The following is a 12,552-nucleotide window of genomic DNA, read 5'->3' on the forward strand; positions in this document are numbered from 1 at the left end:
CTCACTTCAACTCCCACTCATCGGTCAGACGCTTCAGTAGGGTTCTTTGACGCGCCTGCAGAATGCGCGGCGTCCAAGCATCTTTGGACAGAACTTGGCTAGTCAGTGCGAACGTCGAGACGCCGTCTCCGTGAAAGTAGCGTCGTTTCTTTTCGTCGAAGTCGAACCGCTGTGCCGAGCTGTTCTTTCGCCTGTTCAGCAGCACCAGATTGGCGAGGCGATGGGTCCAATGCGTTCGTTGGTCCTCGTCAAAGTCTGTCATCCACTGGCTGCCCTTTTTAGGTTGTTGCGGTAGAACGTGTTCCACAGTGACGATGCTGTGTTCGTAACTGACACCAGGCTGATTGGCTCGAAGCTCGTCCAAACGCAGCAGGACGTAGACGCTGGACGGCGGGGTGAGATAAAGCTCGTCGTTCAGCCGGTCAACGGTCTTCGTGCACTCCTCGTCACTCAGATTGAAGGAATCAGCATCCAGTCCCTGACCCGTGTCGAGCTCCTTGAGGAGGGTGGCGTATCGCATGGCCCGCGGTGTGGTGTAGATCCGCCGGATCAGCATGCTGGCCGCGAGGCGCTCCAGCTTCCGTAGGAACGCGTCGAGGAACTTCGGATCTTCGCTGTAATTTTTAAGGGCCCACAGCGCTGGCGGACGCCAGTCATTGTTGTCGATGCGGCGAAGCCGCTTCAGCCAGGCGTTGACCTTCGGCCATGTCGCTTTTCCTTTGAAGTCCGCATGCAACAGATGTTCGTAGGCGTCGGCGTAGGGCAACAGCACGTCGTCGATGAACTCGGACGCGCGCTCAGGCAGGTATGCCTTCAAAACCTGTTCGGGGAATTCGAGCAGCAGCTCGCGGCGAGCACGCTCCTTGGCGAAGATCATGCGCAAATGCAGGAACATGTCGGCGAAATCCCTGCGCCCAAGCTCCTGCTCCGCGTCCTCCCACTTCTTCGCGTAAGCCGCGCGTTCGTCGTCATCTATTTCGCCGATAGTGGTGGCTTTAAAAATGTCGCTTGGGGACAGGTCGAGGCCTCGGGCGTTCATCACGCTGAAGATCCGGTAAGCGCTTGTTAGGTCGGGAGTGCTCACGATGACTAAGAACGTGCGACTGCCCACCACCTCGGCCAGCTTTTCAATGCGTTTGGGCGGCCACGAGATCAATTGGTCGTGCAGTGCCTTGGCATTGTCGCGGATGTTGCGTTGGGATTCATTCGACAATGCGTTGTTGCCCAAGGCAATTAGTTTCGCGATGGAATCCGGAGCCTGCACATAGTCGAGGAAGAACGGCGCATCCTTATCCCGCAAGATGAGGCGTGGCTTTGCCTTAGTGCCCGCTGTGATCTTTCCCGGCTCTTGCAGAAACTCTTTCAGCTCGTTTTCGAGAGCGCTGTTGCCCGTTATGTCTCGCATCACCGCGAACAGAATGCTGAGCGTCGTCAGGCGCTGCTGCCCATCGATGACCTCAGCACGTCGACCCTCATCGCGCACCAGAACCAACGAGCCGAGGAAGTAGGGTTCGTCGGAGTCGCGGTCGATGGCCCCGTCGAGGTCGTCCAACAGTTGGCGTGCGTGTTCGGTTCCCCACGAGTAGGGACGCTGATAGTCGGGAATCGTGAACTCGAAATCGCCCGAGAACACCTTGCCGAGAGGGTATTCACCGGCATCGAGCTTCTTCACGATTCCTCCACGTCGAAGTCGAAGGAACTTTGGGGGTCAGAAGCGCGTATCTCAGCCCTCGCAGCATCAAGGATCTCCGGCCAACTGGTGACAAGGTTGTTGAAGCTCAACGCATCTTTGGTCCAGCCGCCCGACTCGGCGATCCGGAACAGTAGATGTGCCAACTCCTTAACGAGGTCCATGTCGACTGCACCGTCCGGGCGGCTCAACGCTGCGCGTGAGAAGTCGCCCGCCGGTGCTATGCCGTCGCTTTCCAGGACCTTGATGAGGTGGTGCAGGATTTCCCAGTTGCTCGCATGAAGGTCGGTCACGACGTCGTAGTCCCAACTCAGATCTTGGGGTCTAATCAGTTGAACCTTGCCGGCGCGTGAGGTAAGGATGCCGTTGCGGTCCATAGTGTCAACACTGGTATTGCGAGCGCGTGCAAGGTTGTCGGCATCGCCGAATTTACCTGTGCCGTAACCATTTTGGCGGTACCAAGCGATCGCAAAGCGCGACGCTACGTCGAAGTCGCCTTCCTGCTCGTTTAGCACCTGGTCGAGAATCTCATTGATGCGAGCTAACGCGGAACGAACCGACATCTTTGAGCCATCGGGCTCCAGCACCGCTGCGTATCGGGAGAATACCGCCATGCCTGGACCGATTGCTGCTTGCGGCAGGTCGACTGGGGCAATCGCTCCTTGTTGTAGCTCCTTAAGCGCTGTGGGCAGTTCATTCTTGAGCGCCGCGACATACTGGCGACGGTCCGTAGCTCCTGCCCTGTGGGGTCGGGGTCGCAGTGCCAGGACTATCGATGACGCAAGAGCGTTCGTTCCTGAACCGATCATTCGGTTGCCGAGTTCGCTACGGACCGGCCACGTTGACGTGACGGTCCAACCGGAACTAATCATCCCTTCCAGGAGCGTCTCCCAACCGGATGATGCTTGCCCGTGATCGGTCGTCTCGGACTGCTTGAACGCGTAATAGACGGTGATCGGAAACTCAGTGAGTGCGGATGCTCGGGCTCGCCGGAAGACTTCTCGGAACCCATCCTCAAAAAACTTGTGCGCTCCAGCTTTACCGCCATGGCGATAGGCATTTGCTACGAGCTCCTCACTCTTCGGTACCAGCATGGTGCTCAGCAATTGTGGGTGGACCGGCCGCAGTGAGCGACGCAGCCACACGTAGAAGAAGTCCGACAGGTCGGAGTAGCCGATGTTGTCGTAATACGGAGGATCTGTGGAAATCAGTAGTCCGTCCACCGAGCAGCTGCTTGCGGACACCTGCTGCACGACTCCGACTACCGACCCGAACTCGCATTTGTCAACTACGCGCCCGACCCACCGCAGATCTTCGGCAAAATCACCACCGGATCCGCCCCATGGGTTCGACTCCGCGTAGTCCCAGCTCATCGGAAGTGCTTGCCGCGCAAACACGCTCCGAACAGCTTCCATTTTTGTGCTGGAGTCCCAGGAGCAAATGGTGCACGCCTTATTCGACATTCGGCTGATGGCGAAGCCCAAATATGTTGCCACAGCATCCGCGTAGGCACCGACTCCTGTGCCACCAGCTTCGAGGCGAACCCCTTCGGGCATTCCGGAGGCGAGAGCATCGGCGAGCACCCGGTCGCGTGCCTCCATCACGAGGTCACTGAACGTGGTGAGCGCCGTGAGTTGCCGAGCGGTAAATAGGTCGGCGAAGGTAGTAAGTCCGTAGGGTGGTGTCCAGATGTCCTTGGGGTGATACCCAAGCTCCTGAGCTGGCACATCCAGCGGACGCGGAACTTCCGCGGCAGCCTCGTGTTCCGGCGTCGGCGCCAAGTAGGTGCGGGTGCGATTGCCCTCCGCGACCGTGGCCATGAGTCGCGCCGCCATGCGTCCGGCACGACCCTCGGACTTAATGTGCTCGCGGTCGACCGCTGCATGACAGTTGATGCAGTACGCGCCAGTGCGCCCGACTGTGCCGTCGGTGTCGTTGGTCGGCGCTCGTTTGGGGTCGTGGCCGATAGCGAACTGGACCTTGCCGTCAACTACGGACGGAACCACGTACGCCTCTTTGCCTTTCTTCTTTCCCAACCACCACGAGCGCACCAGTGGCATCGCAATCCCGCAGGCAGGGTTGGGGCATTTGACTGTGCGCGCCCAAATCCAGGCAATGACCGTTGCTTTGGATCCATCTGGCAAGGTCGCTTTGGGGTACAGATGGCCAATGCGCTTTTCGGCCTCGTCGCGCATCCACTGGCCGTAGCGGCGGACGTCTTCTGCCAGTCCGGTCGCACCCGGCCACGGGTAGGTGAGTTGATCTTTCGCGACATCGGGCGACACCGGCGGTCGCCCGGAGAACCTCGGCGGGATCTCGATGAGGGCTTTGTTGATCAGCACCGCAACGGGATTCAGATCCGAGGCGTGGGCCTCAAGGCCAAGTCGCTGCGCCTCGAGCGGAATAGTTCCTCCGCCAGCGAACGGATCTAGAATGGGCGGCGGATTTCCGTTGGTGGACTTCAAGATTTCTGCGTGCGCCTCAGCCAACAACTTTTCGTCGCGGATGTTCTCCCAGACGACTAAGCGCTCGATCAGCTTGTGCAATCGCTCCCGCTCTTTGCGCTGCAGTTCGTCGGTAGGAAACTCCTCGGGGTGTGAGGACGGGTCGTCGACGAGTTGCGCGAACAAGACGGCGCGAGCTGCAGCCAAAGGGCGTCGTGCCCACCACAGATGCAGGGTCGACGGGTGGCCATGGCGAATTGACTTCTCGCGAGCTGATTCTCGATTGATTGTTTCAAGCGGCAGCGCAACTTCGATCAGCTTGCGTTTCGGCGCCGGGGTTTCGGAAGTCATCAGAACGGCTCAGTTCCCTTGTTCCACATCTTGTTCCAGTCGCCACGCACGCCGGTGGCGTCGAAGTCACCGAGTTCGGTTGAAGCAAAGGGATCTCCGAGATATCGGACCTGGTCATACTGGGAACCGCGGGGGTCTATCCGGACCAGAGCGAGTCGATAACGCGGGACCGCGTTCTTCCCGACCATCACTTCGTTGTGCGTGACGAAGAAGTCCGTCGCACCATCCAACCGGGCCTTGACTTCAACGCGGTAGGTGTCACCATCCGCGTCCGAAGACAAGATGTCGAACCCTTTGTTGTTGAACGACTGCTCGATCGGCGCACGCCCGAGCGAACGCTCACTCCTCATCACCAGCTCGACGCCACGGCGCTCGACCTCCTTGGTCTCTTTGGCATGAATCGGAGCAGATGGGGGCAACTCTCCCTCGACCATGCTGACTGGCAACACCAAAGCGGCCGTCACGATACGTGGCGGTTTGGTGGACATCAGCGTCTGTTGGTCCAACAGTTCCAACCGCTTACGCAAACGCATGTCGAGGTCGACCGCTTTGCGGTTCAGACTTTCCGCCGACTCTCTCGGCTTGTCACCGGCCTGTTCCTTCTCGGAGGCCACCGCGGCGTCGAGAAGCAGGCGATCCCGTTCGCTCTGAAGCCTTTTCACCACCAGCTCGCGTGTCTTCGCCAGCTCGGCAGCGCGCCGCGGACGAATTTCAGCGAGATACTCGGGAAGTTGGTTGGTGATGATCCAGCTCGTTGCGCGGTCTTCAGCCTCGGCAAGCCAGGCTAGCTGACGGGCAGCTTTCACTGCTGGGATCTCGGGTGCAGCAACGCAATCTAGATAGGGTGCAGGCCCAGCTGGCCTGACGGTGCCGAAACTGTCCACGTAGGCGTAGCCGAATCGCCGTGCTACCGCCGCTCCCGTCGCATCAGCAACTTCCTCAACCACGCCGACGAGTAGTTGCGGTTCGTCAAGAGTGGCAGAGACCAGGACGGTCCCGTTGTTCAATACTCCGCCCACGTGCCTAGCTACTTCGTCCATCACTGCGTCGTGAAGCGGATGCCCAGGTGCGAGAAGGTCGGCGTGCGCAAGCTCCTCGGAGTGAACATGTTCCAGGTCAAACGTCACGCGGTCGTACTTGGTGGCGATCGGCTGAAACTTGCTGGCCCGGATTTGCGCTGGCACGTTGGCGATTTCGTAGCGGCCGCGTTCTCGTTTAGCCATTCGCCCGCCAAGCCGGGCGAACGCCGCTTTGAAAGCCAGTTCGATGTAATGCGGCTGCAACCGTCGGGCCCGCGCCTCGTCCATGGCGGCACGTAGCTTGGCCAGGTCGGCGTCAGCCAGGTGGTTGGAGGCCAGGGCGCGTTCGTCGAGCAGTTCTTTGAGTCCGTCAGAAACCTTGTGGTTGATGACGTCGTGCATCTTGGCACGAACCTCGGGCAGCTCGCCGTAGCGGATAGCATCCAGCAGCAATTCGCGGAGCGGTGTCTCGGAAAACGCCTCGCCAAGGACATCGAACACTTTGCCGCCGTAGGCTTTTCGCTGCTCCTCAATCTTGGCGAGAAGCCGGACGAAGACGTCACCTTCTCTGGTGTTGCTGGCGACGACGTTCCACAGACGACAGACCTGTTGTTGCCCGATGCGGTGGATGCGACCGAAGCGCTGTTCGATGCGATTGGGGTTCCACGGCAGGTCGTAGTTGACCATGAGGTGAGCGGCCTGCAGATTGAGGCCTTCGCCGGCGGCGTCGGTGGCGAGCAGGATCTGGCAGTCGCGGTTCTTAGTGAATTCCTCAGTGATCATCCGACGCTCCCTACGCCGGACGCCACCGTGGATCGCCTGCACCGCTTGGGGTTTACCGAGTAGAGAGCGGATACGGCCGGCGAGATAGTCCAGGGTGTCGCGGTGCTCGGTGAAGATAATGAGTTTGCGCGGCCATCCATTGGCGTCGACAGTGAGCGCCTCGTCTTGCAGGATTCGGCTCAGCTCGGTCCATTTCCGGTCGGTGCCCGAATCGCGGACCTGTTTGGCTACATTCGTCAGCTCTGCCAGCTCAAGCAGCTCAGCATCGAGTTCTTCGACCGTTTGGGCCGCGGTGGCGGCGTCGAGTAGTTCCTCTTCGAGTTCCTCGATCTGCTCGGCGTTGTAGTCATCGCCATCGAGGGCGTCGATGTCGATGGTCGGGTCTTTGTCGGTGTAGGTGCCGTCGAGGATCTCCTGCTTCTTGCGTTTCAGTCGCTCGGTACGGCGTACCAGGCTCCGGTATATGGCTTCGGGGCTGGACGCCAGGCGCCGCTGCAGGACGGTGAGCGCAAAACCGACGGTGTTTTTGCGTTTGCCGCCAACGCGGTCGGCCCGGTTCATTCCCTCGCGGACGTAATCGGTCACCTGTTCATACAGTGAGTACTCGAGCTCGGTGAGCTCGTACGGCACAGTTTCGGCCCTGCGCTCAGGAAAGAGCTTCTTGCCCTCGAAGGTGAGTAGGTCTTCTTTGACCATGCGCCGCATGATGCCGCTCGTGTCGGCGGTCTTGGTGTTTTTGCCTTCGAAGCGGTCGCGATCCAACAGCGTCAAAAACAGCTGAAAGTCTTCCTCCTTGCCGGAGTGCGGAGTGGCGGTCATCAACAGCAAATGGCGGGTGATCCGGCCGAGGAGTTCGCCGAGCAGAAACCTCTTCGTCTTCTCCAGCTTGCCGCCGAAGTAGTGGGCGCCCATGCGGTGCGCTTCGTCGACGATCACCAAATCCCATTCAGTTTCTTTGAGTTGCGTTTGCAATACCTCATTGCGTGACAACTGGTCCATCCGCGCGATCAGCAGCGGATTGGTTTCGAAGACATTGAGGTTGACGTTGGCATCGACGAGTTGATTGGTCAACAGGTCGAAGCGCAACCCGAACTTGAAGAACAACTCGTCCTGCCACTGCTCGACCAGGCCGCCGGGAGCCACAATCAGGCAATTGCGCACGTCGTCGCGCAGCAACAGTTCTTTGATGTAGAGACCAGCCATGATGGTCTTGCCGGCACCCGGGTCGTCGGCGAGCAGGAACCGAAGCGGAGTGCGGGGAAGTAACTCTCCGTAGACGGCACGGATTTGGTGGGGGAGGGGGCGCACATCGCTGGTGGCGACGGCCAGCATCGGGTCGAAAAGACCGGCCAAGGTAATTCGTTGGGCCTCGGCGACCATTTTGAAGTCGGTGGCGTTGCCGTCGAATGCACGGCTCCCGGTCTGAGCCACGGACAAACTGTCCTGGTCTTTGCGGAATACGACCTGCTGACCAAGGGCGCCATCGTTGGTCTTATATGTCAGCTCCAGTGCGTCGGTGCCGTGCCATTGAGCAAAGATCACCGTGATGACTTGGGCAGGGATCAAACCGTCCACACGAAGCCCCGGCTTCAGTTCTTCCAGCAGCATGACGCCTCCCCGGTAGGTAACCGCATCACGTTAGTCAACGGCACCGACATGCCGGGTTCACGATTGCATGTCGGATCGGTTGGTTACCCTACGCAGCAATCCCCGCCAACTCACAGGACAAATGAACCGCGAAGAACGACAGCAACTCCGCGACATCACGCACGAGATTACTGGCTGGATCGAGACGGCAAGCGAGATCCGTGCCCATCGCAGCGAGGTAGCTAAAGCTGCCGTTGCTGCCAAAACGGCGCTGCGCGATGCCGTCGTCGCGGTATCCATGGACGGCAAGGTCGCCTGGCGTGTGATGCCGCTACAACCAGGTGATGCAGCGCGCCTTCACGACATCGCGCGATACGACCGGCTTCCGCGAGTAAGCCGGAGTTTCTTCGACCAGGTTACGCAGCTGACGACAGAGGTTGCCGAGAGCGTCGATGTGGTGCAGCCGGTGCTGGGTGTCCGGCGTTTCTTCTCGACCGGTGCTGTCCGCGACGCCGCACGCGACGCAGCCGTCCATCTCGCCCAGTATCACGAGTGGTTTGTCAGCAACGGCATGCCCGGGAAACTAGAACACTTGGCCCGGGCCAAACCGGAGCCGGTTGGCAACATCAACGTTTCGGACGCGCTGGCCGAGCACACCGGCCTACGGAGCCGCACGACCGACCTTGGCAGCCCCGCCGAGTTGCTTGCCGCCAGTTCGTTCGCTGGCCTCGCTGATGCGACCAAGAAGTTACTGGGCGCGGCCGCAGAAGAGGCGCGGTGTCGTGCGGCAGCTACCGATGCCGGTAACAACCTGCGGCGGGCTGAGACGGCTCAGATTCTTGCGGAGATGGGCGTCGAGCGGCTACGCGAGGCCACCCGCGACAAAATTCGCACAGCGCCTTTAGTCGACGCCGGCTTGAAAACCGTTAGCGCGGTCCTCAACTCCAAGAGACTAGACCAATTGCCCGGTATCGGCGCGACCACGGCCGCCCGCATCCGCGGTGCAGCGCAAACTCTGTGGCAGACAACATATGACGAAATGCCAACCCGGGTGGACATCAAAAAACGAACCCCCGAAGCGACCGAACTGTTGCGGCGGCTACGAGTGTGGGACCAGTTGCGCAAGAACGTCGGCGGAACGGCCGCGCTGCAGCTGGCACAAGACCTCAGTGGCTTGGCCATCGCGGTCGACAAGACGGTGTCTCATCTGGTCGTGTTTTGTGCCGCCAACCAGTCAGTCCAGGATTTCAAAAGCCGTACCGAAGCAGTAATCGAACGGGCGGGGTTAATTTCCCAAGCCGCCACTTCGCTTAGGCTGCACGATCCATGGGACGACTTCCTGTCTCGTCCAGCCGACTACTTCGCACTGCTCGCAGAACTCGGATTCATCACCGAAGACGAGGAAAAAACACACGGGGACCTGCCCGAGGAGATTATCAAAGCCGTCCGAGCCCTCGAACTCAAAGCCGAGTACCTCGTGGCGTCCCTTCGCGGCTATCAGAGCTTCGGTGCCCGCTTTGCCCTGGTGCAACGAAAAGTCATCATCGGTGACGAAATGGGCTTGGGTAAGACGGTCGAAGCGATTGCAGTGCTGGCACACCTACGCGCCAAGGGAGCTCATCACTTTCTCGTGGTCTGCCCTGCGGCGGTGGTGACGAACTGGATGCGGGAGGTGGCCGCCAAGTCGAAGTTGGCTCCCCATCGCCTGCACGGTCCCGATCGCGACTGGGCAGCGAAGAGTTGGAAACGCAATGGCGGTGTCGCGGTCACCACTTTCGAAACTCTGCCTTGGCTCCAAAGCAGCGTCCGGGTTCCGTCGCTTGGCTGCGTGGTCGTCGACGAAGCGCACTACATCAAAAACCCGGATGCTCAACGGAGTCGAAGGACAGCCAAGCTGATCGATTCCTGTGAACGGGCAGTCCTGCTGACGGGAACACCCTTGGAGAATCGGTTGGACGAGTTCCGCAATCTGGTCGGCTACCTTCGTCCAGACTTGGTGCTGGATGCAAACGAATTCGCTCCCAAAAGGTTTCGCCGCCAGGTCGCAGCTGCGTACCTGCGGCGCAACCAGGGAGACGTGCTCGACGAACTTCCCGAGCTCGTCGAAGTTGACGAGTGGATCCCAATGTCAGACGCCGATATCAGCGCATACAGAACTGCGGTGGAGCAGCGCAACTTCATGGCGATGCGGCAGGCCGCGATGAAGGAAGGGCACAGGTCGGCCAAACTGCAGCGGCTGATCGAGATCGTCGACGAAGCAGAGTCCAATGGCCGTCGGGTAGTCGTCTTCTCACACTTCATCGACATTCTCAATGCGGTGACTCGGCACCTGCACGGACGCGTATTTGGTCCGTTGACTGGATCGGTTGCAGCCAGCAGACGTCAGGAGATGGTCGATAAATTCTCCGCAGCGAAGAAGGGCGCAGTGCTCGTCGCCCAAATTGTCGCTGGCGGAGTCGGATTGAACATTCAGGCGGCGTCGGTCGTGGTGATCTGCGAACCACAACTCAAGCCGACCACCGAATGGCAAGCCATCGCTCGCGCACACCGCATGGGGCAGCTGGAATCCGTGCAGGTGCACCGCTTGCTTTCGGACGAAGGCGTCGATGAACGCATCCGAGAAATACTCGCTAAGAAAAGGGAGCTCTTCGAGAGTTTTGCGCGGCAGAGCGAGACGGCCGACAGTGCGCCGGAGGCGTACGACGTTTCCGAGGCTGAGTTGGCGCGCGAAGTCATCGCCAAGGAGCGTGAACGACTATTCGGCCAGCATGCATCCGCTGGGTCGACCGAGGGTGGGCGGCCGGGCGCGCGCGACAACGAGAAACCCGGCAACACAACCGGATCGAAGCAGCCATCCGTTAGACAACTGAGGTCGCACGACCACGTCGCCCCCTCAACGACTGTGCGGCAACGTGACGACATCCCTGCGTCCCGCACCGATAGTGCGTCGTCTCGACTGCGTATACCGCCGGGGACCGCCGCAGAAAAGCCAAAGATCTTGTCGGACAAGGAAAATGGCTTACGGCCCTATGCCGTGTTTTCGGAATCGCTACCTGCAGTTACGCAGACGTCGGACGACGAGGTAGCGCGAAACGTTGCGCGGATCGTATCGATCGAAGGTCCGATGACTGGCTGGCGTATCCACCAGGTTTATCGAAGGATGTCTACGGGGCGTGAGCTCCACGACGTGTTTTCGCGGCTTGTGAACCGCGCCATCTCGGCAGCGGAGCGCCGCGGGTTGATCGCCTCTGACAATCCATTCAACCAAAGTGGCAACAAGCCAAAGACTTTCAGGATGCCAGGGCAGGTCAGGGTTCTCCCGCGCGAGTTGGGTCCGCGAACGATAGATATCGTGCCTCCGGCTGAGGTGGCACAATACCGGCACTTGATCTCCAACGGCGAAGCGTTCTCAGAGGACGAGATTCTCCGGCGCGTTGCCGGATTGCTAGGGATCAACCCATCGCATAGTGAGCTACGGAAGGCGGTCGTTGCGGCTAAGCGGTTGGAGAACTGACAACACGGAACGGCGGCGCGGGGCAAAACACCGTCGTGACAGCGTCAGAACAGCAGCACGGTCTGCAATCCGCAATGCCGGCGGATCACCTCGTAGTCGCGGTCGCGGTGGGCGACAGTGACTCCGAGTCGCAGCGCCATCGCGGCCACTTGGCAATCGATCAGGCTGCGTACCGTATCGCCGCCGCGACGGCAGCGCCGGTGGATGGCGGCCGCATCTTCTGCGTCGCGCACCGGGGCGAGAGGCGCTATGTCAAACCGCTGGAGTAACCGCCGCGGTAACGCGGCCTTGTCCTCGTCGGTGGTGCCGATCAGCAGTTCCATCAGCACCACTTCAGGGACGATCACTTCCGCGTCGGCGGCGATTCGGTCTGCGAGCCAGCGGCCGGCGAATGAGTCTGGGCTGGAAAGGAATTCGATCCAGACCGAGGTGTCGACAATCAATTCAAGGCTGATCTGCCGGCACAGTGGCCGCGTCCGAAAACGACTCGATCTCGTCATTGCTGAAATCGAAACCACTGCCCTGCAACGCCAACGCCTCGTCGCGGTCCAGCCGCTCGCCCACCAGCCTCCGGAGGGCGAAGTCGACCGCGCTCCGCTTGGAATCCAGTCGGTACATTCGTTGCGCCGCGGCCACCAACTCGTCGTCGATCTCGATATTGGTCCGCGACATTACACCACAATACACCAGCAGGTGTATTGGCAGGCTACCAGCGCACTGCGCGCGGGCGGCCACGCAGATGCACGGCAATCCACGCACCACCGATCACCCGCTCGTCGACGCCACGAACGTCGTATCGTCCCAAGGCTGCGGTGAGCCAACCGCGGTGCCAGCCACGGGGATGACCCAGCCAGGCGGGGCGAGCGTCACGGGCGGCCGCGTAGACGCAGTCAAGGAGTGGCAGCTGTGTGGGTTCGGTGACGAAGCCGATGACCGCATCGGCGTCGTCGGGATACAGCGCGGCAGCCCGGGGAACCACCAACCCGCCGTCCGGCGGCACATTGACTGCCGCGAGACGTTGACCCGGCTTCATCTGCAGCGTGCACGCGAGCTGGCGGAAGCTGACTACGCCAGCCGGCGCAGCAATGCTGAGCGTCATCGGTACCCCCTTGCTGATTGCACAACTGGAGTTATTCGGAGCCGCGCACACCGCGGACGGGTCCA

General features: G+C 60.4%; 7 protein-coding genes. 1 reads left to right on the top strand and 6 read right to left on the bottom strand.

Annotated features, from left to right (window positions below):
- Position 1: 1 nt before the first annotated feature.
- The 3 genes from AC5Y4D_RS20090 to AC5Y4D_RS20100 are packed head-to-tail and all read right to left on the bottom strand — an operon-like array spanning position 2 to position 7,895.
- Entirely contained in the window at positions 2-1,672 is a 1,671-nt protein-coding gene (locus AC5Y4D_RS20090) for a DUF262 domain-containing protein (RefSeq protein ID WP_500038048.1), read from the bottom strand.
- Complete coding sequence (locus AC5Y4D_RS20095) at positions 1,669-4,485, bottom strand: DUF1156 domain-containing protein (protein ID WP_500038049.1); 2,817 nt, start codon at positions 4,483-4,485, stop codon at positions 1,669-1,671. Before AC5Y4D_RS20095 ends, AC5Y4D_RS20090 begins: the two co-directional genes overlap by 4 nt.
- Positions 4,485-7,895 (bottom strand): helicase-related protein, encoded by a 3,411-nt coding sequence (locus AC5Y4D_RS20100; protein WP_500038050.1) that lies wholly within the window; start codon positions 7,893-7,895, stop codon positions 4,485-4,487. The genes AC5Y4D_RS20095 and AC5Y4D_RS20100 overlap by 1 nt, the downstream gene beginning before the upstream one ends.
- A 121-nt stretch (positions 7,896-8,016) precedes the next feature.
- On the opposite strand from AC5Y4D_RS20100, the gene AC5Y4D_RS20105 reads away from it, so the two are divergent.
- Positions 8,017-11,388 (top strand): DEAD/DEAH box helicase, encoded by a 3,372-nt coding sequence (locus tag AC5Y4D_RS20105; RefSeq protein ID WP_500038051.1) that lies wholly within the window; start codon positions 8,017-8,019, stop codon positions 11,386-11,388.
- Positions 11,389-11,432: 44 nt separating this feature from the next.
- On the opposite strand, the gene vapC is transcribed toward AC5Y4D_RS20105, so the two are convergent.
- From vapC to AC5Y4D_RS20120, 3 genes are read right to left on the bottom strand one after another with little or no spacing between them, the layout of a single operon-like run.
- Positions 11,433-11,831: a type II toxin-antitoxin system VapC family toxin gene (gene vapC / locus AC5Y4D_RS20110; RefSeq protein WP_500038052.1), complete on the bottom strand. Its 399-nt coding sequence runs from the start codon at positions 11,829-11,831 to the stop codon at positions 11,433-11,435.
- A 1-nt stretch (position 11,832) separates the two neighbouring features.
- A complete protein-coding gene (locus tag AC5Y4D_RS20115) occupies positions 11,833-12,060 on the bottom strand; it encodes a type II toxin-antitoxin system VapB family antitoxin (protein ID WP_500038053.1) in 228 nt (75 codons plus the stop codon).
- Between the two features lie 34 nt (positions 12,061-12,094).
- Positions 12,095-12,487 carry a hypothetical protein gene (locus AC5Y4D_RS20120; protein WP_500038054.1) on the bottom strand — a complete coding sequence of 131 codons (393 nt, stop codon included), beginning with the start codon at positions 12,485-12,487 and terminating at the stop codon, positions 12,095-12,097.
- Positions 12,488-12,552 lie beyond the last annotated feature (65 nt).

It is taken from the genome of Mycobacterium sp. NGS67, from assembly GCF_059812185.1.